This window comes from Nonomuraea roseoviolacea subsp. carminata (assembly GCF_024172185.1).
In the GTDB taxonomy this organism is placed as follows: Bacteria; Actinomycetota; Actinomycetes; order Streptosporangiales; family Streptosporangiaceae; genus Nonomuraea; species Nonomuraea roseoviolacea.
Genome location: NZ_JAMZEC010000001.1, coordinates 3,450,448 through 3,473,883, shown reverse-complemented (window position 1 = coordinate 3,473,883; position 23,436 = coordinate 3,450,448). Strand labels below are relative to the sequence as shown.

20 protein-coding genes are annotated in these 23,436 nt (G+C 72.3%); 9 read left to right on the top strand and 11 right to left on the bottom strand.

The genetic code is table 11. The features are described from left to right. Window positions 1-146: 146 nt before the first annotated feature. Window positions 147-536, top strand: a complete 390-nt coding sequence (locus HD595_RS16215) for a hypothetical protein (protein WP_253769893.1) — start codon at window positions 147-149, stop codon at window positions 534-536. Here HD595_RS16215 and HD595_RS16210 read toward each other — a convergent pair. The 3 genes from HD595_RS16210 to HD595_RS16200 form a co-directional block, all read right to left on the bottom strand. Then, a complete protein-coding gene (locus HD595_RS16210; protein WP_253769891.1) occupies window positions 503-1,675 on the bottom strand; it encodes an FAD-dependent monooxygenase in 1,173 nt (390 codons plus the stop codon). The genes HD595_RS16215 and HD595_RS16210 overlap by 34 nt on opposite strands. A 272-nt stretch (window positions 1,676-1,947) precedes the next feature. Next, window positions 1,948-5,028, bottom strand: coding sequence for an AfsR/SARP family transcriptional regulator (locus HD595_RS16205; protein ID WP_253769889.1), 3,081 nt, complete (start codon window positions 5,026-5,028; stop codon window positions 1,948-1,950). 138 nt (window positions 5,029-5,166) lie between these two features. Continuing rightward, a complete protein-coding gene (locus HD595_RS16200) occupies window positions 5,167-7,047 on the bottom strand; it encodes an asparagine synthase-related protein (RefSeq protein ID WP_253769887.1) in 1,881 nt (626 codons plus the stop codon). Between the two features lie 222 nt (window positions 7,048-7,269). Here HD595_RS16200 and HD595_RS16195 point away from each other — a divergent pair, with 222 nt between their 5' ends. Then, a complete protein-coding gene (locus tag HD595_RS16195; protein ID WP_253769885.1) occupies window positions 7,270-8,610 on the top strand; it encodes an aspartyl protease family protein in 1,341 nt (446 codons plus the stop codon). Between the two features lie 203 nt (window positions 8,611-8,813). Here the strand turns inward: HD595_RS16195 and HD595_RS16190 are convergent, their stop codons facing one another. The 3 genes from HD595_RS16190 to HD595_RS16180 all read right to left on the bottom strand — a co-directional run bounded on the left by HD595_RS16190 (window position 8,814) and on the right by HD595_RS16180 (window position 11,751). After that, on the bottom strand, window positions 8,814-10,376 hold the full coding sequence (locus HD595_RS16190) for a multicopper oxidase family protein (RefSeq protein ID WP_253769882.1): 1,563 nt from the start codon (window positions 10,374-10,376) through the stop codon (window positions 8,814-8,816). A gap of 10 nt (window positions 10,377-10,386) precedes the next feature. Further along, window positions 10,387-10,851, bottom strand: coding sequence for a hypothetical protein (locus HD595_RS16185; protein ID WP_253769880.1), 465 nt, complete (start codon window positions 10,849-10,851; stop codon window positions 10,387-10,389). A 183-nt stretch (window positions 10,852-11,034) separates the two neighbouring features. Next, window positions 11,035-11,751, bottom strand: a complete 717-nt coding sequence (locus HD595_RS16180; RefSeq protein ID WP_253769878.1) for a GbsR/MarR family transcriptional regulator — start codon at window positions 11,749-11,751, stop codon at window positions 11,035-11,037. Between the two features lie 244 nt (window positions 11,752-11,995). On the opposite strand from HD595_RS16180, the gene HD595_RS16175 reads away from it, so the two are divergent. Continuing rightward, a complete protein-coding gene (locus HD595_RS16175) occupies window positions 11,996-13,225 on the top strand; it encodes a serine hydrolase domain-containing protein (protein WP_308211365.1) in 1,230 nt (409 codons plus the stop codon). A 6-nt stretch (window positions 13,226-13,231) separates the two neighbouring features. Next, entirely contained in the window at window positions 13,232-13,702 is a 471-nt protein-coding gene (locus HD595_RS16170; protein ID WP_253769874.1) for a hypothetical protein, read from the top strand. A 740-nt stretch (window positions 13,703-14,442) separates the two neighbouring features. Here the strand turns inward: HD595_RS16170 and HD595_RS16165 are convergent. Then, window positions 14,443-15,825, bottom strand: a complete 1,383-nt coding sequence (locus HD595_RS16165) for an aminotransferase-like domain-containing protein (protein WP_253769872.1) — start codon at window positions 15,823-15,825, stop codon at window positions 14,443-14,445. Here HD595_RS16165 and HD595_RS16160 point away from each other — a divergent pair. After that, entirely contained in the window at window positions 15,824-17,053 is a 1,230-nt protein-coding gene (locus HD595_RS16160) for an aminotransferase class V-fold PLP-dependent enzyme (protein ID WP_253769869.1), read from the top strand. The two genes, HD595_RS16165 and HD595_RS16160, sit on opposite strands and share 2 nt — an antisense overlap. 43 nt (window positions 17,054-17,096) lie before the next feature. On the opposite strand, the gene HD595_RS16155 is transcribed toward HD595_RS16160, so the two are convergent. Both HD595_RS16155 and HD595_RS16150 read right to left on the bottom strand, forming a co-directional pair. Further along, window positions 17,097-17,573: a DUF488 domain-containing protein gene (locus tag HD595_RS16155; protein ID WP_253781196.1), complete on the bottom strand. Its 477-nt coding sequence runs from the start codon at window positions 17,571-17,573 to the stop codon at window positions 17,097-17,099. 77 nt (window positions 17,574-17,650) lie between these two features. Beyond that, window positions 17,651-18,046, bottom strand: coding sequence for a RidA family protein (locus tag HD595_RS16150; RefSeq protein ID WP_253781194.1), 396 nt, complete (start codon window positions 18,044-18,046; stop codon window positions 17,651-17,653). Window positions 18,047-18,143: 97 nt separating this feature from the next. Here HD595_RS16150 and HD595_RS16145 point away from each other — a divergent pair, with 97 nt between their 5' ends. Next, complete coding sequence (locus HD595_RS16145) at window positions 18,144-19,124, top strand: helix-turn-helix transcriptional regulator (RefSeq protein ID WP_253769867.1); 981 nt, start codon at window positions 18,144-18,146, stop codon at window positions 19,122-19,124. Here HD595_RS16145 and HD595_RS16140 read toward each other — a convergent pair. Together HD595_RS16140 and HD595_RS16135 are read right to left on the bottom strand one after the other, a co-directional pair. Further along, the gene (locus tag HD595_RS16140) at window positions 19,100-19,510 is read right to left on the bottom strand and encodes a P-loop nucleotide/nucleoside kinase family protein (protein ID WP_253769865.1); all 411 of its coding nucleotides are present in this window, start codon (window positions 19,508-19,510) and stop codon (window positions 19,100-19,102) included. The two genes, HD595_RS16145 and HD595_RS16140, sit on opposite strands and share 25 nt — an antisense overlap. A gap of 67 nt (window positions 19,511-19,577) precedes the next feature. After that, entirely contained in the window at window positions 19,578-20,540 is a 963-nt protein-coding gene (locus HD595_RS16135; protein ID WP_253769863.1) for a zinc-binding dehydrogenase, read from the bottom strand. An 84-nt stretch (window positions 20,541-20,624) separates the two neighbouring features. Between HD595_RS16135 and HD595_RS16130 the strand changes: the two genes are divergently transcribed. From HD595_RS16130 to HD595_RS16120, 3 genes are all read left to right on the top strand, one after another. Beyond that, a complete protein-coding gene (locus HD595_RS16130) occupies window positions 20,625-21,308 on the top strand; it encodes a TetR/AcrR family transcriptional regulator (RefSeq protein ID WP_253769862.1) in 684 nt (227 codons plus the stop codon). 357 nt (window positions 21,309-21,665) lie between these two features. Further along, window positions 21,666-22,406, top strand: coding sequence for a hypothetical protein (locus HD595_RS16125; RefSeq protein WP_253769860.1), 741 nt, complete (start codon window positions 21,666-21,668; stop codon window positions 22,404-22,406). A 5-nt stretch (window positions 22,407-22,411) separates the two neighbouring features. Beyond that, the gene (locus HD595_RS16120) at window positions 22,412-23,230 is read left to right on the top strand and encodes a S1 RNA-binding domain-containing protein (RefSeq protein ID WP_253769858.1); all 819 of its coding nucleotides are present in this window, start codon (window positions 22,412-22,414) and stop codon (window positions 23,228-23,230) included. Window positions 23,231-23,436 lie beyond the last annotated feature (206 nt).

Below are 23,436 nucleotides of genomic sequence, written 5' to 3'. Positions count from 1 at the left end.
GCGTGAACCGCACCATCCGCACGATGGAGGAGCAGCCGCCCGACGTCTCGTGCTCCGGCGTCCCGTTCCTCCTGACCGCCCTCTTCCGCCGCCCCGAGGCGGGCTGAGCCGTGCGGCCGGAGCCCATGCCGTTCGCGATCAGGGCCGTGCGTTTCATCGTGACACTGCAGTGCTGCCTGTGGCTGCTGGCTCTGGCGCTCTCCCTCGGACCCGTCGTCATGGCGGGCGGGGCGGCGTGGATCCTGCCGGTCGTGGCCGCCGCCTGGGCAGCCGTCCAAGGGTGGGCGCTGAGGCGCGTGCCGGGGCGGCTCCGCAGCACCCGGTGGCTCCTGGTCGCGATCGAGGCCGCCCAGGTGGTCATGTTCCTGGCCCTCCGGGCGGCGGACGGCGACTTCGACTCGCCCGCCGCGCTCTTCGCGAACGTGTCCGAGGCCGTGGTGGCCGTCGTCCTGCTCCTGCTCCCGGCGGCGGGGCGATGGTTCGACCGCCCTCGCGACGCCGTTCACCTCAGCGCGCCGCGCACCAGCGACGGGTAGTCCTTCAGCGTGATGTTCGCGGCGAAGTCGCCGGTCATCTTCATCATGAGCTTGAGCATGAAGCCCATCTTGAACGTCCAGTTGCGCATCGTGATGCGGGCCGCCGACGGGGGAGCCAGCCACGGCCCGGCGTTGCCCTTCTCCGAGACCTTGGCGTACTCGCGGAAGCCCTCCTCGTAGCGCTGGAACGCCACCCGGTGGTCGCCGCCGGCCACCGCCAGCTCGCCCGCCAGCACGTACGCCCCCACCAGCGCCAGCCCCGAGCCGAACCCGCCGAGCGTGTTGGCGTAGGCCGCGTCGCCCAGCAGCGCCACCCGTCCCTTGGAGTAGTGGTCGATCTTCACCCGGCTGATCGAGTCGAGGTAGAAGTCCTCCGTGCGGCGCACCGCGTCCAGGATCTCGGGCGTCCGCCAGCCCATCCCGGCGTACGCGTCGAGCACGACCCGCTTCATCTGCTCGGTGTCGTAGCGGTCGTAGTCGAGCTGCGGCGAGGCGAAGACGAAGAACGCGGACGCCTTGGGGCCGCCCGCGGCGACCATCCGGCCCGGCTCGTTGTACATCTGCCCCTCGGTGCCGAACTGCTCGGGCACGTCGGCCAGGGCGTAGTAGTGGCCGAGGAACTCGACGTAGTCCGACTCGGGGCCGAAGGCCAGGCGGCGCACGTTCGAGTGGATGCCGTCGGCGCCGATCACCAGGTCGAACGTGCGCGGCGCGGACCGCTCGAAGGTGACGTGCACGCCGTCGGGCGTGTCGGTGAGCGAGGTGATCGAGTCGCCGAAGACGTACTCGCAGCCGACCGCGACGCTCTTCTCGTAGACCAGTCGTGCCAGGTCGCCGCGGTGGATCTCCAGTTCGCCGCCGGTGAACTCGCCGGGCAGGACCGCGATCGCCCGGCCGCGGGCGTCCACGAAGGTCTGGTCGGTGCCGCCGGTCTGGAGCCGCCGCATGTCGTCCAGGATGCCCATGCGGCGCAGGACGGTCATGTGGACGTCTCCCTTGAAGTCGACCGCCTGTCCGCCGGGGCGCAGGGCGGGGGCCTTCTCGACGACCGTGACGCGGAAGCCGTAGCGGGCGAGCCAGTAACCGAGGGCGGGACCGCCGATGCTGGCGCCGGAGATGAGGACGTTGGTGTTCTTCATGTCCACGACTTTCGCGGGACGTGCTGACACCCTGAGCTCAGTCGGCTGACAGTCGGCGCCCCGAGCCGAAGCCCACTGACAGCACGCCGCCTCCGCCTGTCAGCCGGCGGGGGCTGTCCTCGGCTGCCGGGCAGGACCTCTCCCGAGCAGGACCTCTCCCGGGCAGGACCTCTCCCGGGCAGGACCTCTCCCGGGCCTGACCTCCCCCGGACAGGGCCTCTCGGGCCGGACCTCTCCCAGGCAGGACCTCTCGCGGGCATGCGACGTGAAGGTCAGGCGAAGAGGGCCGACAGCGCCTCCTCCTGGCTCAGCGCGGCGCCCTTGGCGAAGTGCGCGGCGAACGCCTCGGCGCCCAGGAACCCCGTGACCCCGGCCGCAACCCTGGCCACGTCGCGGTCGCCGGTGATCGTGGTGCCGCGCAGCGCGGCGCCCACCCCGAGCAGGTACGCCGCCCGCTCGGCAGCCCCTTCGAGCAGCGCCGGCCCGGCCAGGCCCTCGGCGACGTCGGCCACGTCCGCGTACACCGCTCCGCGCGCCAGGCGCAGCGCCTCGGCGTGCCGGCGCGCGGCCTCCGCCAGGTCGCCCTCGGCCTCGGCCAGCCGCCCGAGCGCGGTGTGGGCGAACGGCCGCATGCCCTCGGTCACGTACGCGCCCGAGACGGCGGAATCCAGCATCGCCGTGTAGCGCGCCCGGGCCTCGTCGAGGTCGCCGGAGAAGCGGGCCAGGTCGCCCCAGCCGAGGTCGAGCGCCGGCGTCGAACCGGAGGTGCCCGTGCGCCGGGCCAGCTCGGTGGCCTGTTCGAGGTCGGCGCGGGCCCCGGCCAGGTCGCCCTCCCGCACCAGCCCCGCCGCCCTGCGGCACAGCACGTCCACCTGCTCGTCCGCCGAGCCGAACTGCCCGTGCAGGTCGAGGGCCTGCCCCCAGAGCCGTCTCGCCCCCGCCCAGTCGCCGCGCCAGCTCGTGATCATGGCGAGCCATTCGAGGGCCTGCGCCATCCCCCAGCGCTCGCCGAGGGCGCGGAAGCGCGCCAGCGTCTCCTCCAGCCCGCGCTCGGCCTCGCCCGGCCGCCCGCACACCAGGGAGATCAGCGACTCGCCGAGCAGGAACACGGCCCGGCTCCACGGATCGGAGTCGAGCAGCCGCCCGCGCCGCTGGATCGTCACCGTGTCGCCGGGGCCGGCCGTCATGCCCCACAGCACGGCCAGGAACGGATGGCGCAGCTCGCGGTCGAACGACCTCACGATCTCCGCTGCCCGCGTCCACCGCTCGGGAGGCAGGTCGCGTACGGCCAGCAGCACGCACAGGACGTATTCCTCCTCCAGCCCCTCCAGCGGCTCGCCGCCGATCCGGTCGAGCAGCCGCACCACCGAGGAGGTGCTCTCGCCGCGCCGCCCGCTCAGCCACCAGTACGCCGCCAGCGCCCCGACCAGCCGTGACGCCGTCTCCGGGTCGTCCTGGACGCAGTGCCGGAGCGCGGCCTGCAAATTGTCGTGCTCCTCGGAGAGCGCGGCCAGCCAGTCGAGCTGCTCGGCCCGGCGCAGCCACGGGTCGGCGCGCCGCGCGAGGTCGAGGTACCAGGCGGCGTGCGCGTCGCGGGCCTGCCGCTGGTCTCCCGCCTCGGCGAGCCGTTCGGCGCAGAACAGGCGGATGGTGTCGAGCATGCGGTAGCGCCCGCCGTCGGCTTCGACGAGGGACTTGTCGACCAGGTCGGCCAGCACGTCGCCGTCGCCGCAGACGCTCTCGGCCGCCTCCAGCGACGCGCCGCCGGCGAACACCGAGAACCGCCTGGCCGCCTCCCGCTCCTCGGGGCTGAGCAGGCTCCAGCTCCACTCGACCACCGCGTGGAGGGTGCGGTGCCGGGCAGCCGCCGTGCGGTCGCCGCGGGAGAGCAGCTTGAAGCGGCCGTGCTCGTTGAGCCGGGCGGCGATCTCGGGCCCGGTGAACGTGCGCAGCCGGGCCGCGGCCAGCTCGATGGCCAGGGGCAGGCCGTCCAGCGTGGCGCAGATCTCGGCGATCTCCGGGCCGATCGTGAACCCGGGCCGGACGGCCGCGGCCCGATCGGCGAACAGGCGTACGGCGGGATAGGACAGCGCGTCGGCCGGGTCGGTGCCCGGCGGCGGCACGGCGAGCGGGGCCAGCGGGACGAGCACCTCCCCGGTGAGCCCGAGCGGTTCGCGGCTGGTGGCCAGGATCGTGAGGCCGGGGCAGGCGTCCAGCAGCCGCCGGGCCAGCTCGGCCGCGGCGGCGATCACGTGCTCGCAGTTGTCGAGGACCAGCAGCAGCGGCTCGTCGGCGAGCGCGGCGACGAGGCGGTCGACCGGGTCGGGACGGCCGGCCGCCGGCGCCTGCAGGCCGGCTTCGCGCAGCCCGAGCGCGCCGAGCACGGCCAGCGGCGCCTGCGACCCGTCGTCCACCGGCGACAGGTCGGCGAACCCGGCCTCACGCCCGGGACCCGCCCGGTGGGCGGCCTCGACGGCCAGGCGGGTCTTGCCGGTGCCGCCGGGGCCGACGATCGTGACCAGCCGGGCGTCGCCGAGCGCGGCGATCCTGGCCAGCTCCTCCTCCCGCCCGACGAGCCGGTTGAGCGGGGCGGGCAGGCGTCGCCTCGGGGCCTGCTCGCGGTGCTCCTGGCCGCGCAGGATCGCCAGGTGCAGCTCCGCCAGCTCCGGCGCGGGATCGGCGCCCAGCTCCTCGGCCAGCAGCCGGCGGGTCTCGTCGTAGACGGCCAGCGCCGCCGCCTGCTGCCCGGAGGCGTGCAACGCCCGCATGAGCAGGCCGCGCGGGCGCTCGCGCAGCGGATGGGCCGCCACCAGCTCGCGCAGCTCCGCGACCGGCGCGCCGCCGTGCAGGGCCAGCTCGGCCTCCGCGAGGTCCTCCCTGGCCGAGAGGCGCGTCTCCTCCAGCCGGGCCGCCTGCGGCTGCGCGAACGGCGCGTCGGCCACGTCGGCCAGCGCGGGCCCGCGCCACAGCGCCAGCGCCTCCTTCAGCAGCCGGGCGGCCCGCTCGTGCTGCCCCGCGGCCAGCGACTCCCGGCCCTCGCGGGCCAGCCGCTCGAACCGGTGGACGTCGACGTCCTCCCGGTCGACCGCCAGCCGGTAGCCGGCGCCGTGGAACTCGACCAGCCCGGCCGGCAGGTTGCGGCGCAGCCTGGAGACGTGGGTCTGGATGGCGTTGGCCGCCCCGGCCGGCGGGTCGTCGCCGTACTGGCCGTCGATGAGCCGCTCCACGCTGACGAGCCGCCCGGCGTCGAGCAGCAGCAACGCCAGCAGCGCCCGAGGGCGGGGCCCGCCGACGGCGACCGTCTCGCCCCCGGTGGTGCGCACCTCAAGGGGCCCGAGAATTCCGAACTGCACGCCGCTGATTCTGCCGGGTGCGCCGCCCGGCGCGCACCGAGCCCGCGCCATCCTGTGGACGAAGCACCGGCCGGGCCAGTTCCCTGTGGACGAAGCACCGGTCGGGGGCAGCTCCCTGTGGACGAAGCACCGATCGGGTCAGCTCCCTGTGGACGGCGACTCAGGGACGGGGATGCTCAGCGAGGAGAGGTCGGGTGGGGCGGGGGAGGCGAAGGCGTCCGTCAGCATGACCGAGACCGTGTACATATGCCACAGAACGTCCATCCGGCCGCCCGGCGCCTCCTCACCGGCGCCGACGATGTGCGGCTCGTCCACGACGGCCGCGAGCCCGTCCCCCTTCAGCGCCTCGTGCGCCTCCACGATGCCCGCGCGCATCAGGCCGAGCAGTTCCGGAGAGGGTTCCAGCCGCCAGTTCCAGGGCTTGCCGGCCGGGACGGGACCGCCCGGCTCGGGCGCGGCCCCCTTCCGGACCGGCAGCCGGAGGCGTGACCGGAGCCGCTCGACCGGCGTCGGGTCGCGGGCCTCGGCCGTGAAGCGCCAGGGGCGGCCCTCCACGGGCACGTCGCGCAACTGGGGAGCGAAGGCGCCGATCACGCCGTGGATCAGCGCCTCGGAGCGCCGCCACAGCGGGTCCATGCCCAGCGCGGTCCGTACGACCAGATTGTCGAGGAACGGCGGGACGGGGTTCTGCGCGCGCAGCAGCGACGCGCGGGAGGCGGCGTGCCAGCGGCCCACCCGGTACGCCAGGTACAGGTGGTCGAGCGCGCCGGGGCCGTCCTCGCGGCAGCGCTCCCGCCACGGGGACGCCACGGCGTGGGCGTGCTCCCTGCCCTCGCTCGTCAGCAGGTCGGCGTTCCTGCCGAAGAGGGCGTCCACCCTGCGCCTGATGGCCTTCGGGTCCGGATCGGCCTGGTTCTGCAGGAAACCGCCGCGCAGGATCTCCCCGCCGTGACCGGACATCCGCGGCGTCGGGTCGTACCGTGTGCCGCCGGGGATGTTCTCGTACGCCGAGATCATCCCCTCGCAGGCGAACAGCGTGTTGTGCGTGCGCACGCGCGGATGCGGGACGATCAGCTCGCCGCCGCCCTCGGAGCGTCGCGGCCGGGAGACGCTGTGCCGCACGCCGAGCGCCTCCGCGACGCGCCTGGCGAGCACCACGTCGGCGCTGTCGTCGTGTCCCGAGGTCGCCGTCACGAACGGGATGCCCGCCCGGTGCAGCAGCGCGGCGAGCAGACGGCTGTCGCGGCCCCCGGTGAGCGACAGACGTACCGGTTCCGCGGTGTCCCGCAGCGGACGCACGGCGGCGAGCAGCGCGTCGGCGAGCTCGTCGACGTGGGCGCGCGTCGCGCGCCTGGAGGTGGGCGCCGCCCGCGGCTCCGGGGGCGGGCTCACGGTGATGGCGCGCCGGCCCGCCGTGATCGTGATCTCCGCCGCGCACGGCAACGCGCCGACCCCGCGGAACGGCGTCTCGTCGGAGAGGAAGTACCCCGTCCTCACCATCGACTCCAGCGCGGGCAGATCCCAGACGATCTCGGGCCGGTGCGACGCCGTCTCGGCCGCCCGGGCGGCGAGGTGGACGAGCAGCGCCCGGCTGCCCACGACGTGGACGCCCGCGGTCTCGGCGTAGAAGACCGGGCACGCGCGCGTGAGCCCCGTCGCCGCGCTGACCTGTCCCTCACCGGCCCTGAAGATCGAGAACACCCCGCCGGTACGGACGGCGGCCTCGCCCAGCCGGGGCGCGGCCAGCAGCCGGTCCACGTCGCCCGGATCGGCCAGATGCCCGGTCAGGCCGGCCACGCGGCCGGCCCCCGAGCCCAGCGTGGGGGGCCCGTGTCCCTCGGGCTCGTTGGACCAGGACAGCAACGCCGTGTCGCCGGTGGCCGACCGCCATCCGCTCGCGGTCACGGTCGCGGCCGGCACCGGGAAGGCGCGCGAGATCGCCTCACGCGCCGCTTCCAGCACCACGGACGGCAGCGGGACGCCCGCGCGCCTGGCCGCCAGCGCTAGATGGACGCGCAATGCCACCTCCCGGGGCCAGGACGGGCGGCGGTGCTCGGTGGAGCGGTCATGCGGCGGGTGTCCTTTCGATGGCCTACACCCTTACTCCGCCTTTGTCCGCGATCACGTTCACGCCTGCGGGCTTATGCCTGTTGAACAGGTACGGGAGTTGCCTTGCCCTGCGCCCGCCCTCGATCGCCCCGGCGGGCGGACCCGACCGCACCACTGGCTTAGGAGCCGGGTATGACCTCCCGAGACGAGTCGCAGACCTTCGACCGGCGCACCCTGCTGCGCGGAGCGGGCCTGGCCGCGGCCATGGCGCTCCCGATCGCGGCCCTGGCGGATGCGTCCGCCGCCGCTCGCGCCATGACTCCGGACGAGCTGCTCCAGAACGGCGCCGCGACCCCGGACGAGCTGTTCCGGAACGGCGAGTTCGCCGAGGCCGCGCGCGGTTACCGGCGCCGGTTGCACGACGACCCGGAGGACGCGCACGCCGCCGCACGGCTCGGCTACATCGCCCTGCTTTCCAACCGGTTCGGCCCAGCCGAGACGTTCCTGTCCAGGGCCGTCGACCTCGACCCCGGCGACGTCGCGTCCAGGCGGCGGCTCGCCGAGTGCTTCGTACGGCAGGACCGGCACGCCCGCGCCGTCCCCCTGCTGCGGCAGACCGGCGACCAGCGGGACGCGGCCTTCGCCCGGCTCACCGGCACGCCGTGGCGCATCGAGGGGGCGGCCGGCACGCGCGTGCCCTTCCACACCCTCGACCCGGTACCCTCCGTCGAGGCCGCGCTCAACGGCGGGCCGGGCAGGAAGTTCCTGCTCGACACGTACGGGACGCTCGACCTGTCGGCGGAGGCGGCCGAGGAGGCGGGACTGCGAGCCCTGGCCACGGTGCCGGGAGGCGTCGCCGACAACAAGCCGGTCACGATCTACCTGGGCGTGCTGGACTCGCTCCGGATCGGCCGGATCGAGATCCGCGACCTCCCGGTGCAGTGGATCGACATGCGCCGGCCGCCCCTGCCGGACGGATCGCAGCCTGCCGGCGTGATCGGGACGACCGTCTTCTACCACTTCCTGACCACCATGGACTACGCCGACCGGGCGCTCGTCCTGCGCCGCAGGACTGAGGCCCAGCGACGGCGCTTCCAGGCGCGGGCGCGCCGCTCCGGAGCGAGCGTGCTGCCGCTGTGGCTGGCCGGCGACCACTACCCCTGCACGCTGGGCGCCGTCCAGGACTCCGGGCCGCGGATGGTCACCCTGGATATGGGCGGCATCGGCCACGGCCTCGACACGACGGCGGAGATCGCCGAACGCCTCGGCATCGCGGTGGACCGCGACCACCCCCTGCCGGGGAACGGGCCCACGCTCTACCCGATCACGGCTGAGCGGATCAGCCTCGGCCGGGCGTCGGGCCGCGACGTGCGAGGTCACGCGGCGGAGAAGGTCTTCCCCGGCTTCCCGGGCCCGGGTCAGTCGGCGCAGTTCGGCTTCGACCTGCTCGCCAACATCACGCACGAGTTCTTCAAGCCGTACGCGATCACCTTCGACTACGGCGGGATGGATTTCTATGTCGCCGGCGGGTGACGCGGCGGGCTACCGTCGCCCGCCATGACCGATCGCTGGCCGCGTGGACCCCGGCTGAGGTCTTCGCCCTGGAGCCCTCGGCCCGGGATCAACGTGATGTACGCGCTGGAGCCCGATTACCGCGGACGGCTCTGGCCCGTGCCGGCGTCCCATCTGGAGCCGGGCGTGCTCCTGGTCTTCACCTGGCGGCCCGGCGGGCAGGCTCACTCCGGCTCGTTCGCGGCCTCGCCGCCCACGGTGAACGGCGTGGTGACCCCCTCGTACATCAGATGGGCGACCAGCCCTTCGGCCGCGTGCGGCAGGTTGTGGCAGTGGTCCATCCAGATGCCCGGGTTGTCGGCGACGAAGGCGATGTCGTACGACTCGCCGTTGCCGACCTCCAGGGAGTCCATCCACCACGGACTTCCGGTCGCCTGCACGCCGTTCCTGCTCAGCACCACGGCGTGATGGCCGTGCAGGTGCATGGGGTGAGACTCGCCGCTGTGGTTGGAGACGCGCATCCGCACCACGTCGTGCTCGGCGACCATGAACATCGGCACGTCCGGGAACATGTGGCCGTTGACCGTCCACCAGACCCCCGGCATCCCGTCCAGGAACCCCGGCCGGCGCCCGATCTCGTAGGTGAACCGGCGGTCGGCTTGTTCGGCGTCGAAGCCGACGGGTCGCGGCGCGCCGTAGGTGAGCAGGTCCAGCTTCTTCGCCGGCAGGGGCGCGGCGGGCGCGTCGTACGATCGCGAACCGAGCACGACGCCGCCCGGGCCGCCGATGTGGACCCGCACCGGCGATCCGTCCTCGGGCATGGTCACCTCGATGTCGGCGCGGCCTCCGGCGGTGACCATCACGGTGGTGTCGCGCACGGGGGCGGGCTCGTTCACGTCGGTGCCGTCCACCGCGACGAGCCGGAACGGCGCGCCGCCGACCCAGGCCGGCGTCTCGCCGTTCTCCGTGTTGATCACGCGTACCCGGACCTTGTCGCCGGGACGCGCCGCCACGCGGACGTCGCCCTCCCGGCCGTTGACCGTACGGGCTCCGTCGTACAGGTGCAGCAGCGCCACGACGTCGACCGTCCCGGCGGGCGGCCGCCGCGCCGGGGTGACCACCAGCGCCCCGAGCAGCCCCCGGCGGACCTGCTCGTGCGACACCTGGTGGGAGTGGTACCAGAACGTGCCCGCCTGGCCCGCGACGAACCGGTAGGTGTGCGAGCGGCCCGTGGCGACCGCGTCCTGGGTCACGCCGGCCACCCCGTCCTCGGCGTTGGGGACGTCGACGCCGTGCCAGTGCAGCGTGATGCCGCCGGGCACCGACTCGTTGACCAGCCGGACCTCCACCAGTTGCCCGGCCGTGGCGTGGATGGCGGGGCCGGGGGACGTGCCGTTCAACGTGTATCCGTCCACGGAACGGCCGGTGGGCAGCCGGAACCGCTGCGCGCGTGCGACCAGGGTGACCGCGACGTCGGCCGCGCGGTTCCGGTCGGCGGTCAGCGACGTGACGTCGCGCGCCGTCGCGGTGTGGCCGGTGTGGCCGCTGTGGCCCTGCGCGGCGGTAGCGAGGTGGGCTCCGTGGCCGTGTCCCGAGCCGGCCGCGTGGCTCGACGGGCCCGGCGAGGGGCCGCCGCCGTAGTCCGCGTACCCCATGTCCATGACCGAGTACGCCGCCGGCATCAGGCTGTCCTGCCAGAGCCATGCCAGGGGACCCAGGACGGCGATGGTCGCGGCGCCCGCGACGGCGAGCCGGAGGCGGGCGCCACGACGGTGCATGTCCTTCATGCGGGGTGCGTCAGCCCGCGGCGCCGAGCCGCGGCTCCGCCGGGACGGGCACGGCCGCGCTCCGGTCGCGGCGAGCCGCGTACAGGGCCGAGCTGAACAGCAGCAGCGCGTTGAGGCCGTGCAGGGCGCCCAGCGCGGGGATGTCGTGGCCGACCAGGCCGAGCGTCACCTGGACCGCGACGAGCAGCAGCACCAGCCCGGCCGCCTTGACCGCCCCGGGCACCCGCGCGAAGAACGAGGAGATCAGCAGCAGCAGCGCGATCACCGGGATGACCATCATCCCGTTGATGCCGTGCGCCATGAAGCCGACGACCTCGGGGAACGGGGACGCCTCGCTCTCCAGGACCGTCTTGTCGAGCACGCCGCCCTGCCCGACCCACTTGCCGAGGCCGGCGTCGCCGAAGACCATCACCGCCGCCTGCACGGCGACCTCGACCGCGACGAGGTAGGCCAGAACCTTGTAGACGACTCTCATGCCGGACTCCCCACCCTGGGGTTTGCGTTGCGGGTCATGCGATCCCCTCCTGCCTCGGTCAGCGTCCGTCCGCGCGCACGCTGGTGCCTTCACTGGCGAAGGTAGGCAAATCGACTTGGCGAACTCTTGTGAATGAGTTGCAACGCTCCGCGACGAGGGCGGGGCTGAGCTGCTCGTACGGGCCTATGGAGCAGGTTCGGCCCGGCTCCGCTGCCACTGCTCGATGACCTGCCGGAACGCCTTGTTCACGAGAAGGAGGAGGTCGGCGGAGGACCCGAAGCGGGCGCCGGCGGGAGTCGCGACCCCGAGAATCTCGGCTCCGCGCTGCGACGCGGCCGCCAGGGCCTCGTTCATCTGCAGGGCCGCGACGATGGACCGCAGCCAGATCTCGTCGTCGGCGACATAGCGCTCGCGCCGCGCGCCGGGAACCCGTTCGCGCCGGAGCATGCCCTGCTGTTCGAGGAAGGCGACGGCGTGCGAGATCGACGCCGGGCTGACCTGCAGCCGCTGGACCAGGTCGGCGGCGGTGAGAGCGCCGGAGTCGGTGATGTACAGGCAGGCCAGCACCCTGGCCTCCATCCGGGGCAGCCCCTGCTGCACGAGCAGCGCGGTGAAGGACTCCGTGAAGTCCCGCACCGCCTGGGGGTCGCGCCCGTGTCCGTCGTCGGGGACCGGCGGCGCCGGGGGCTGCGCCTGCTTCTGCCTGCGGGCACGGTGCCGGGTGGCCTCCTGCGCCTGGTCCGCCCCGTAGCCGTCGGGGCCGCCGTTGCGGGTGACCTCCCGCATGATGGTCGAGGCGGGCCGTCCCAGACGCCGGCCGATCTCCGCGTACCCGAGCCCCTCTGCCAGCCCGGCGGCGATGTGCTGACGGTCCTCGGTGGTGAGTCTGCCTCCGGGCATCGGTGCTCGTCTCCTGTCTGCCGACCTGCCGGCCCGCAGCACAGTATGCATTCACGCCGAGCTCATTGCAATGCGCAGTCCGATCGTCCCGTTGCATTCAGCGCCATAGCCATTGCAAAGAAGGCCATTAAAGCCTGCTCACACAGCAAGAACTTTGAGCCCTTACTCGTTGACGAATCTATAAACGCAATGTACTGTCGCAGTCGTTCAGAGATCGACGAACATTGAGACATGGAGCTTCATGATGGGACAGAGCAACGGCGGCTTCTCCGCGGCGGGGCTGCGCAGGCTGCGCGACGTGCTGGCGCGGCATGTCGACTCCGGGAAGATCCCCGGACTGGTCGCCCTGGTCAGCCGGGGTGAGGAGGCGCACGTCGAGGCGATCGGCACGATGCGTCACGACGGCGGCGCGCCGATGCGCCGGGACACGATCTTCCGGATGGCCTCGACGTCCAAGCCGGTGACGATGGCGGCGGCGATGGTGCTGCTGGACGAGTGCCGGCTGCGGCTGGACGACCCGGTGGACGCGTGGCTGCCGGAGCTGGCCGACCGGCGGGTGCTCAAGCGCATCGACGGCCCGCTGGACGACACCGTGCCGGCGCGGCGGCCGATCACCGTGCGCGACGTGCTGACCTCCACCTTCGGGCTGGGCATGGACATGACGGCGCTGGGCACCCCGATCATGGGCGAAGTCTTCGCGCGGGGCCTGACGCCCAACCTGCCGGTGCCGATGCCCGAGCCGGACGAGTGGATGCGCCGCCTCGGCGAGCTGCCGCTGATGTGCCAGCCCGGAGAGCGCTGGCAGTACCACATCAGCAACGACCTGGTCGGGGTGCTGGTGGCCAGGGTGACGGGTCAGTCGTTCGAGGAGTTCCTGCGCGAACGCGTCTTCGGCCCCCTGGGCATGAAGGACACCGCCTTCCACGTGCCCGACGACCAGATCGACCGGCTGCCGCCCCTGTACGCGCCCGACCCGCAGAGCGGGGAGTTCCTCGTGTGGGACGAGTCGAAGGGGGGACGCTGGAACGAGCCCCCGGTGTTCCAGGGCGGCGGTGGCGGGCTGGTCTCCACGGCCGACGACTACCACGCCTACTTCCGGATGCTGCTCAACGGCGGCACGCACCGCGGCGAGCGGATCCTGTCGCGGCCGGCCGTCGAGCTGATGACCACCAACCGCCTGACCCCCGAGCAGAACGCGGCCCGCGACGCCCTGGCCCGCGACAGCGTGCACATCTCGCACGGCCAGGGCCAGCACGGCGGCTGGGGCTTCGGCATGGCGGTGCGCACCTACCGCGGCGACTACGCCTCGGTCGGCCAGTTCGGCTGGGACGGCGGCAGCGGCTCGGCCACCTACGCCGACCCGGACAAGCAGCTCACCGGAATCCTGCTCACCCAGGTCGGGGCGTCCACGCCTGACTCGATGCGTCTCATCCACGACTTCTGGACCACGCTCTACCAGGCGATCGAGGACTGACGACCCATGGCGCCCACCCATCCGTCCCTGCGGCTGAACTTCGCCAACCGACTCAAGGAGCCCACGACCATGTCCGTCACCCTCACCGACCACGACAAGCTCACGCTGCGGACCGCCGCGTACGGCGCCGTCTCGCTGCTGGCCGCCGCCGACGCCGCCGGCTCGCCCCACAAGGTCGCCACCGAGGGCTCCATCGCCCTGGCGTCGGCGACCGGCCTGGTCGGCCACGTGCTCGCCGAGAAGTCGACGGGCGTGAAGCTGAACGGCAAGTCCGTCGCCGAGATCGCCGACCAGGTGCTGCCGGCCCTGACGGCCTCCATGAGCCTGCTCAGGCGGCAGGACCAGGCGGAGGCCGACAACTTCCGTGGCACCGTCCTCGTCGCCCTCGCGGCAGCCACCCGGCCCCATGAGGGCGAGCCCACCCCCACCATGGCCGAGATGGTCCGCAAGATCACCGAGGCGCTCGACGCCGCCTGACGAGATGCCACGGAGACCGGATGGACCCGCACTCCTCCGTCAGGCATGCTGGTTTCTCCGGACAATGCATGAGAAACGCCGGCTGTCGAACGAGATCGCAGGCCAGGAACGACGGAACGCCTAGCGGCGGAGCGCGCCGCCGAGCCTCGCGAAGGAGTGAAAGGGGTCGTGGGTGCGCCTGCCGAGCCTTCTCGCGGACTGGTTCTGGCGAGTGGACGCGTTCCTGGGAGGCGGTGTTGAGCCGGATCGCGCTCGGCGATTCGCCGCGGCCCATCCAGTGCGCCTCGGGCTGATCTCAGGTCTCGCTTTCGGGGGCTTCTTCGTGTTGATCTCCGCCCCGTCTGGGACGGAATCCGCCTTCACCTGGCCTTCCTTGCTTGGTTGCCTCGGTGGGGCGGCCGTCATGGGGATGCTGTTCGCGGGAGCGGGTTACTTCGGGCGCCGGCAGCAACGGCACTACGGGTACTACCCGCACGAGGTTCCGGACGAGCCTGGCGCTTCCATGTGACGCCTCGCGCGTTTCGCGCTGCCCTCGAAGTGGCCGCCCGCCCCCGGCATCCGCAGGAACGTGCTCTTCTCGGCCCACTGGGCGGCTTGCGTGGTTGGGAAGGCGTCCGAGCGGAGCGAGGCCCTCCAGGGGTCGGGCCTGTGGCCCGACTGGGAGCAACGTCTGAGCCCATTGGCGCGAAGCGCCCCCGGGCGAAGCCCTTTGGCCCCGTGCCCTCAGCCGCTATGAGCCCTCAGCCGATGGCCGCTCCCAGGCGGCGCGCACCGTCGACGAGTTCGCTCGGGTCGGCCGCGGCGGCGAAGCTCAGCCGGACGAAGGCCCCCGGCGCCTCCGCGGCGAAGAAGTCCTGGCCCGGGTCGATGGCCACGCCGTGCCGCCTGGCCGTCTCGGCGGCGTCGTGGGCGCGGCCGGTCTGGGCCCACAGGTGCAAACCGCCCACGGGGACGCGGGCCACCTGCCATTGCGGCGCGTGTTCGGCGAGCGCCGCGGCGAGGGCGGCGCAGCGTTCCCGCAGCGCCGCCCCCAGCGTCCGCAGATGACGGTCCCAGGCGGGCGAGCTGACCAGTTCGAGCGCGGCCTCCTGGAGGGGGCGGGCGACGAAGAAGTCGTCGACCAGCCGCGTCGCGCGCAGCCTGGACATGACGGGGCCGCGGGCCACCAGCGCGCCGACGCGCAGGCTGGGCGAGGCAGCCTTCGTGAGCGAGGTCACGTACACCACCGTGCCGTCCTGGTCGTCGGTGACCAGCGGCGGGGGAGGCGGCCCGCCGTGGCCGAGCAGGCGGGCGAAGTCGTCCTCCAGGACGAAGGCGCCGCTGGCGCGGGCCACGTCGACCACCTGGCGGCGCCGATCGGGCGGCAGCACCGCGCCGGTGGGGTTGTGGAAGGTCGGCTGGCAGTACAGCAGCCGGGCGCCGGTCATGGCGAAGGTCTCGGCCAGCAGGTCCGGGCGCAGGCCGTCGGCGTCCATGGGCACGGGCACCGGGCGCAGGCCGGCGGCGCGGGCGGCCGACAGGGCTCCGGGGTAGGTGGGCGACTCGACCAGCACCTGGTTGCCGGGCGCGGCCATGGCGCGGAACGCCATCGACAGCGCGCCCTGGCCCCCGCCGGTGATCAGGACGTCGTCGGGGTCCACGCCGGCGGTACGGGCGAAGACCGCGCGCAGCGGCGCCAGCCCTTCGACGGGCGCGCGGTCCCAGGCGTCGGGACGGCGCGCGGCCCGGGCCATCGCCGCGGCCAGAGCCCGTACCGGATGGAGCGAGCGATGCGGATACCCCCCGGACATCGTGACGGAGCCGGGCGGGGGCGGCCCGAGCACATGGCGCACCAGCGCGGTGTCGATGCTGCGGTCACCCAGCGCCACCGCCTGCCACGAGGTGTCGGCGGCCGCGGCGCCGGGCCGGCCGCGGCGGTGGGCGACGAACGTACCGCTCCCGGGACGGGTCACGACGGCGCCTTCGGCCGACAGGAGCGCGAAGGCGCGGGTCACCGTCACCGGGCTCACGCCGTGGCGGCGCACCAGCTCGCGGGCGCTCGGCAGCCGGGCGCCCGGCGGGAGGCCGGAGATCTCCGTCCGGAGCCTGGCTGCGAGCTGCTCGATAGTGTTACTCTCGTGCATGAGAGAACAGAGTAACGTTATTGACTTCAGTACGGAAACGCTCCAGGCCCTCCGGGCCGACGCGCCCGCCTGCGAGTCGCTCATCCACTTCAACAACGCCGGTTGCGGCCTGCTGCCCAAGCCGGCCCTCCAGGCGATGATCGACCACCTGGAGCTGGAGGCGGCGATCGGCGGCTACGAGGCCTCCGCCGCCCGCGGCGCCCAGGTGCGCGACTTCTACGACTCGATCGCCGACCTCATCGGCTGCCGTCCCGAGAACGTCGCGTTCGCGGGCAGCGCCACCCACGGCTACAGCAAGGCGCTGTCGGCCATCCCCTTCGAGCCCGGCGACGTCATCCTGACCACCCGCAACGACTTCATCTCCAACCAGATCGCCTTCCTGGCGCTGCGCAACCGGTTCGGCGTGGAGATCGTCCACGCGCCCGACCTTCCCGACGGGAACGGCGTGGACGTGGCCGCCATGGCGGCTCTGATGCGCTCCAGGCGGCCGAGGCTTGTGGCCGCCACGCACGTGCCCACCAACTCCGGCCTGGTCCAGCCGGTCGCCGAGATCGGCCGCCACTGCCGGGAGCTCGACCTGCTCTACCTCGTGGACGCCTGCCAGTCGGCCGGGCAGTACCCGCTCGACGTCGAGGACATCGGCTGCGACCTGCTCACGGCCACCTGCCGCAAGTTCCTGCGCGGGCCGCGCGGGTCCGGCTTCCTGTACGTCTCCGACCGGGTGCTCTCCCAGGGGTACGAGCCGCTGTTCATCGACATGTACGGCGCGCGCTGGGTCGCCGGCGACCGCTACGAGCCGGTCACGACCGCCGCCCGGTTCGAGGAGTGGGAGTTCCCGTACTCCACCCTGCTGGGCTGCGCCGCGGCCACCCGCTACGCCCTGAACGTAGGGGTGGAGCGCATCTCCCGGCGCACCCCCGCGCTGGCCGCGCGCCTGCGCGACCACCTGGCCGCGATCGCGGGGGTACGGGTCCTGGACCGGGGGCCGGAACTGGCCGGGCTGGTCACCTTCGCGGTCGAGGGCTGGCGCCCGGAGCCGTTCAAGGCGGCCCTGGACGCCCGGAAGGTCAACTCCGCGCTGAGCTTCCGCGAGTTCGCCCAGTACGACTTCGCCGACAAGGACGTCGAATGGGCGCTGCGCCTGTCGCCGCACTACTACAACACCGAGGAGGAGGTGGACACGGTGGCGGCGATGGTCGCCGAGCTGGCCCAGCACGGGTCCCGATGACCGCGCCTCGGCTCCCCACGGCGACCACCCCGGAAGTCACGCGTCACGGCGGACGCAGGTGCTCGAACGCGACGTCGTGCCGCTCGGTCAACCGCCGGGCGATCAACGAGCGGTGGCACGCCTCCGGGTCGCGCTCGACGCAGAGCAGCGCCGCGGTCCCGCCGCTCGGCAGCGCCGCCACGATCGGCGTGAGGTCGGCGCGGTCGAGGATCTCGGCGGTGTAGCGCCGGGCGTACTCGGCGGCGAGCTCGCGGCGCGAGCGCTTGCCGACTCCTTGGCGGTCGTCCTCGGCGTACTGGAGCCGGCGTAACTCGGTGGTCGGGGCGAGCTCGCGGTGGTGCTCGTAGGCGATCCCGGCCTGGGCCAGGGCCGCCTGCAGCCGGACCGAGTTCGCCCAGGCGTACTCGGGGCCGCGGACACCGCGGCGCTGGCGTACGTCGAGCAGCAGGCGGACGTCCGCGTGCCGCAGTCGTCGCAGGAAGGACTCGCCGTCGAAGCCGTAGACGCCGATCGTCACCATTCTGCGCACCGGAACTCACCCACCTGCCTCCCACTCGTGCCGCCCCCGGCGGCCCCGCCGGGGGCGGCGAGGTCGCGTCACGCGACGGCGGTCCCCTCAAGCTCGACCATCAGGTCGGGGATCGCCAGCCGGGTCACGCCGAGCATCGTGGTGGACGGCGCCACCCCGGCGGCGCCCAACCGCCCCGCCAGCACGCCGTAGTGCTCGAAGAGCCGATCGACGTCGGTGGTGTAGACGTTGAGCCGGACCAGGTTCGCGAGCGACATGCCCGCCTCGCCGAGCACGGCCTCCAGGTTGTCGAGGCTCAACGCCAGCTGCGCCCCCATGTCGTCGGCGTGCTGCGGCTTGCCGTCGGCGCTCATCGCGGTCTGCCCGGAGCAGTACAGGGTCCGGGTGTGCCCGGAGACGACCTCACCCTGGTTGTACCCCATCTCCACCGACCACGCCCACGGGTTGACCGCCGTTCGCTCCATCGCCACATCAGCTCCATTCATTCGTTTCCCGATGGCGCTGATGAGCCTCCCAACAAATCACGACATCCTCTGTCGCGTATTTCGATAAAGTTCGCGCATGCGCGCCGACCGGCTGGTCTCGCTGGTGCTGCTGCTGCGCCAGCACGGCCGGATGTCCGCGGCGGCGCTGGCCCGCGAGCTGGAGGTGTCCACCCGCACCGTGCTGCGGGACATCGAGGCGCTGTCCGCCGCGGGCGTCCCCGTCTACGCCGAACGCGGCCGGCACGGCGGCTTCGCGTTGCTGCCCGGTTTCCGGACCGAGCTGACCGGACTGAACCCCGACGAGGCCCTTGCCCTGCTGGTCGCCGGATCGCGACGCGGCGCGCAGGCGTTCGGCCTCGGCTCGGCGCTCGCCTCGGCGATGCTCAAGGTGGTCGACGCGCTGCCCGAGAGCTACCGGGCCACCGCCGCCGGCGCGGCCGAGCGGCTGCTCATCGACCCGGAGACCGACCTGCTCTCACGCCGGCTGGCCGCCGAGGAGGTGCCCGACGCCATAGCGGCCGAGATCCTGCGCGCGGTGTTCGCCGGGCACAAGCTCCAGATCCACTACGCCGCTGCGGACCAGGCCCCGAAGTGGCGCACGGTCGACCCGATCGGCCTGGTCACCGTACGCGACCGGGGCTACCTGCTGGCCACCAGGTCCGGCGCCGACCGCACCTACCGGCTGTCCCGGGTCCTGGCCGCCAAGGAACTCCCCGAACCCGCGCAGCGACCGGACCGGGTCGACCTGGACCGGGCCTGGCAGGAACGCAGCACCCGGTTCCGGACCGGCGGCGACCAGGTCACCGTGCTGGTAAGGGTGAACCCGGCGCGGCGGGAGGACCTCGTGGGCACCGCGCTGGCCGTCCTCGCCGAGGACGCCGACCCGGACGGCTGGCTGCGGCTGGAGGTGACCTTCCAGGACCCGAGGCACGCGGAGTGGGCGTTGTGGCAGCTCAGCACGTACGCGGAAGCCCTGGCTCCGCAGTGGTTGCGCGACTCCCTGCGCGCCCGCGCCGTCGCGATCGCCACCCGCTACGGGATGTCATCCGGGGAGTAGTCGCCTGCGGACTTCCCGGATTTCCGTCGCGAGGGCTGTGATGTCCACGGGTCCGGTGGTGTGACCTCGTGTGCCGCCTTCGCTCCCGCACGACGGAGCCCGTCGACGACCACGGGTCGCAGGCCGACCGGCCAGAAGCTCTCAAGTACGGCACCCTGGCGGCTGTCACCGAGGAGCCCCCAGAGGGTCTCGCCCGCCGCGGAGCCGAGCCGCCGGCTCCACTCGCGGCTGGTGAGCCCCGCGGGCGGGGTCACGCCGAGCTGGTCTGCCAACGTCTCCTTGATGAGGTCCTCGCTGAACAGGGGGAGGCCGAGTTCGTGCGCGAGTGGCCTGGCCAGGGTGCTCTTCCCTGCTCCGGGCAGGCCGTTCACGAGGACCACCACCATGGGGCGACGGTAGATCACGGCGCTCCCCGTCTTCACAGGCGGGTGTCGCGCGGGGCGGTTCTCGCGATCACGGGGTGAGGACGATGCGACCGAACACGGTTCCGTCGTCCATCCGACGATGCGCCACGGCGGCCTGATCGAGCCCCAATACCTCATGCACGACGGCGTGCAGGCGCCCGCTCACGGCGGCGTCGAACTGCTCGGCGCGGACGGCGTCGCGCACGACGACGGGGACGGTGTCGAGGCTGAAAGTCGCGAACGAACGTGACTTCTGGAAGGACCGCATGAGCTGCATCCCGAAGTCCGCCGGCGGCATGCCGGCGACGACACCGACGGCGATCATGCGGCCGTTGGGGGCGAGCCGCTCGATGAACGCCGGGATGTCGGTTCCGCCGACGATGTCGATGATCACGTCGAACGCGCCGGGTGGGTCGTGGTCGCCGCGCCCTGCTCGGTCGAGCACGAGCGTCGCGCCCAGGTCTCGGAGCCGTTCCCCGCGCTCCGGAGAGGACGTGGTGACCGCGACGACGCTCGCGCCACCGCGGGCGGCGAGTTCCACGGTCGCGATGCCGATGCTGCCCGCCGCACCGCGTACGAGCACCGACTCGCCGGCGGTGAAATGCGCGTGAGCGAGCGCGAAGTGCGCGACGGTGGCCGCACTGCCGAGCGTCACGGCGTCGATCGACGAGAGCCCGTCAGGAAGGACGGTGACGTCATCGATGTGAGCTGTGGCCAGTTCGGCGTAGCCCCCGCCCGTCCCCGTGAACGCCCACACGCGCCGCCCGAGCCATGACGGATCGACGCCGTCCCCGACCGCGGTGACCACGCCGGCGACCTCGCTGCCAGGAACGAGTCCCTCGGCGAACCCATAGGCGCCGAGGGTCCCGCGACGGATCACGGCATCGACCCCGCCGACCCCTATCGCCTCAGCCCTGACCACGACCTGGTCGGCGGCCGGCGCAGGATCCGCGATCTCACGCACCGCCAGCCCGGACGGATCTCCGAACCGCTCGATCACCACCGCGCGCATCGACGCCTCCTTCTCATCACCCTGTGGCCAGGTACGATCCGCACGGTAGTGGACGCATGCGTCCACTTACGGGAAGTGAGAACGATGACGGAAGAAGTGACTCACAACCTTCGCGCAGACGCGCAGGAGAACCGCGACAAGATCCTGGACGCGGCCCGCGCCCTGTTCTCCGAGCGCGGTCTTGAGGTGACGATGCGAGAGGTGGCGCGCCGCGCCGGAGTGGGTCCGGCGACCCTCTACCGACGGTTTCCGACGAAGCAGGCGCTCATCGACAACGTGTTCGCGGACGAACTGCGCGCATGCCGCCAGATCGTCACGGACGGTTGCGCCGACCCGGACCCCTGGCGCGGCTTCTCGTCCGTCGTCGAAGGGCTGAGCGTGCTCAACGTGCGGAACAGAGGCTTCGTCGATGCGTTCATGTCGGCCAACCCCGAGGCACCTGTGTTCGCGCACCACCGAGCAGAGCTTCTGCGCCGGCTCGGAGCGCTGGCCTCCCGGGCGAAGCGAGCGGGGCAGCTACGGCACGACTTCGCCATCGACGATCTGGTCCTCATCCTGCTGGCCGGCCGCGGACTGTCGTCGACCCGCCCCACCACACGGACGGTCGCGGCCCGCCGCTTCGCCGCTCTCGCGCTGGATGCCTTTCGCGAGAACGCGACAAACGGCACCCTGCCCCGGAAACCTTCCCTGGCTGAGGAGGCGGTGTGCAGATCGGGTGGTGTCAGAGCAACTGCATGGGTTGTCTCAAGGGGTCCCACGCCATGGTGACGAGTCCGCCATAACGCTGGGCCAGCCTGCGGCGTAGTTCTTGGCTGATCCGGTACCGAAGGGGTTTCCCGTATGCCCGGCCACTCCTGAGATCGGCTGGGAAGCCAGCTCTGTTCCTCGGGGCGTGACGTGGGGGGGGCGACGAGCCGGTAGTTGCAGCGTAGACAGCGAACAGCGCCAAGATCGCCTTCAGCCGCATGGCGGACGAGTGCAAGGCACCTTCGGTGAGGCGGGGCCGAAGCGCACAGACTCCTGACGTCCTGTTCGCAAAGACGCACGCCGATATCGGCGCCGGCTCTGGAGGGCGGTGACCGGAACCGATCTACGGCCCGCAGGCCCGCTGAAAGAATTGTCCCCATGCTGATCACTGGATTCGAGAGCCACCCCCTCACCGAGAGCTCCCATCTCCTGAGCGATCCAGTGTTCTGGGCCCTCCATTCCTGCCAGATCGGAGCAGACGGGCTCGATGACCTCGAGGAAGCATTCGGGGTGGACATCGTGTACGCCGAAGAACTCCACGGCCGGGTGTTCGACCACGACCATTGGCCCGTCTTCACCGTTCCGCTGCGCAGTACAAGCAATATCCACATCGTCTACCGGAACCTGGACGGCGACATGGGCCTGGACTATGTCCTGACCCACCCCGGCTGGCCCCACGATCTCCACCTCGCCACGGTCGACGGAAATTTCATCGGCCCCGGTCTGTCCTGGCCCGAGCTCATCACCATCGCCAATCGGCCACCCACCTCTGGTCGCGAGACGCTGCTGGACCCTGCCAGCCGACTCCTCATCCTCCTGCCCGCCCTCGGTGACGCCGACCTGCCCGACACCGCTGTCCCGACCGTCGCTGCGGCGCTCTCCGAATTGACCACCAGCCCGCAGCCCGCCCGTATCGCGGAGACTCTCCTGCGCCCCAACAACCATGCCTACTGGGAGCCCGCCACCTGGCAGCAACTGAGCAACGGAGCGATGGTCTGCGATGAGCCCCACAGCCGCCGCTGCCCCGGAGCCTCGGGGGCATTCACCCTGGAGCAGGCCATCACCGTCACCCGCGCCCTCGCCGGCACCGATAACGCGGAACCAGGCATGGCAAGGTGAGCAGTGTGGACAGCCCGCCGGACGATCAGGACATCGCGGACATCTTGAGGAAGGTCCGGACCGGCGACATCGTCTCGGGGACGATCACGCAGGTGGGACGCCCTCACGGGGCCGAGGTGCGGCTCGATGGGCGGCTCGGGCAGGCATCGGCGGACATCGGGCCTTTGGACGTCTCCTGGAGTCGCCGGTCGGATGAGGTCATCCAGGTCGGCCGACGCGTCACCGCCGAAGTGATCGACGTCGATGAGGAGCGGGAGAGAATAGGCCTCTCCCTGGCCGCGACCGAGAACCCCGAACTCTGGGCATTCCTGAAAGGACTCCGCCCTGGCGAAGTGCTCAGCGGCGAAGTGGCGGACGTGCAGCGGTTCGGTGTGTTCGTGGCCCTGGATGACGGGCCGCCGCATCCCGTCCATCCAGGAGTGGGTTTCATCACGATCCCTGAGCTGTCCTGGCGACATTTCGATGAGGCCTCTGAGATCGTCGAGGTAGGGCAGAGGGTCACCTGCTCCATCCTCTGCTTCGATACTCACCAGGGCGAAGCCAGGCTCTCCCTTCGCGCACTTCAGCCGGATCCTTTCCAGGAGTTCGCCGACGCGGCTCGCGAGGGACAGGAGTTCCACGGAACCGTGACCAAGCTCGTACCGTTCGGAGCCTTCGTCAGAGTCGTAGAAGGCATCGAGGGCCTGGTGCCCTTGGACAAGCTCCTCTCCGCGCCCGTCGAGGCTCCCGGCCAGGTCGTTCAGGTCGGCGACCATGTCAAGGTGGCCGTCATCAGTGTGGATCGCGCCGCCCGCCGCTTGCTCCTCGCCCTCAAGAAAGGTTGAGTGGCTGGCGTTGACCACTTTCGGCAGCGCGTCGTTGCGGCGTCGTTGAGAGGGAGCCGGTCAGGGGGCAACTGGTTGGCGCGGTGGATGGGCGTCTCTTTTGCCATGGTCGGTTGCAGACGGGCTCCGGCCGGTTCTGGGCTGTCACCCGGGGGAGTTCTCCTGTCTTTGTTCTCGGGTGCGCTGGGCGGCTCGCCGTCTTCGGA

Bases quoted from the DNA above. Each gene is read 5' to 3' on its own strand.
- HD595_RS16210 (WP_253769891.1), bottom strand. From the start codon at position 1,675: ATGAAGAACACCAACGTCCTCATCTCCGGCGCCAGCATCGGCGGTCCC.
- HD595_RS16195 (WP_253769885.1), top strand. From the start codon at position 7,270: ATGACCTCCCGAGACGAGTCGCAGACCTTCGACCGGCGCACCCTGCTG.
- HD595_RS16190 (WP_253769882.1), bottom strand. From the start codon at position 10,376: ATGAAGGACATGCACCGTCGTGGCGCCCGCCTCCGGCTCGCCGTCGCG.
- HD595_RS16185 (WP_253769880.1), bottom strand. From the start codon at position 10,851: ATGAGAGTCGTCTACAAGGTTCTGGCCTACCTCGTCGCGGTCGAGGTC.
- HD595_RS16180 (WP_253769878.1), bottom strand. From the start codon at position 11,751: ATGCCCGGAGGCAGACTCACCACCGAGGACCGTCAGCACATCGCCGCC.
- HD595_RS16175 (WP_308211365.1), top strand. From the start codon at position 11,996: ATGGGACAGAGCAACGGCGGCTTCTCCGCGGCGGGGCTGCGCAGGCTG.
- HD595_RS16170 (WP_253769874.1), top strand. From the start codon at position 13,232: ATGGCGCCCACCCATCCGTCCCTGCGGCTGAACTTCGCCAACCGACTC.
- HD595_RS16160 (WP_253769869.1), top strand. From the start codon at position 15,824: ATGAGAGAACAGAGTAACGTTATTGACTTCAGTACGGAAACGCTCCAG.
- HD595_RS16165 (WP_253769872.1), bottom strand. From the start codon at position 15,825: ATGCACGAGAGTAACACTATCGAGCAGCTCGCAGCCAGGCTCCGGACG.
- HD595_RS16155 (WP_253781196.1), bottom strand. From the start codon at position 17,573: ATGGTGACGATCGGCGTCTACGGCTTCGACGGCGAGTCCTTCCTGCGA.
- HD595_RS16150 (WP_253781194.1), bottom strand. From the start codon at position 18,046: ATGGAGCGAACGGCGGTCAACCCGTGGGCGTGGTCGGTGGAGATGGGG.
- HD595_RS16145 (WP_253769867.1), top strand. From the start codon at position 18,144: ATGCGCGCCGACCGGCTGGTCTCGCTGGTGCTGCTGCTGCGCCAGCAC.
- HD595_RS16140 (WP_253769865.1), bottom strand. From the start codon at position 19,510: ATGGTGGTGGTCCTCGTGAACGGCCTGCCCGGAGCAGGGAAGAGCACC.
- HD595_RS16135 (WP_253769863.1), bottom strand. From the start codon at position 20,540: ATGCGCGCGGTGGTGATCGAGCGGTTCGGAGATCCGTCCGGGCTGGCG.
- HD595_RS16130 (WP_253769862.1), top strand. From the start codon at position 20,625: ATGACGGAAGAAGTGACTCACAACCTTCGCGCAGACGCGCAGGAGAAC.
- HD595_RS16125 (WP_253769860.1), top strand. From the start codon at position 21,666: ATGCTGATCACTGGATTCGAGAGCCACCCCCTCACCGAGAGCTCCCAT.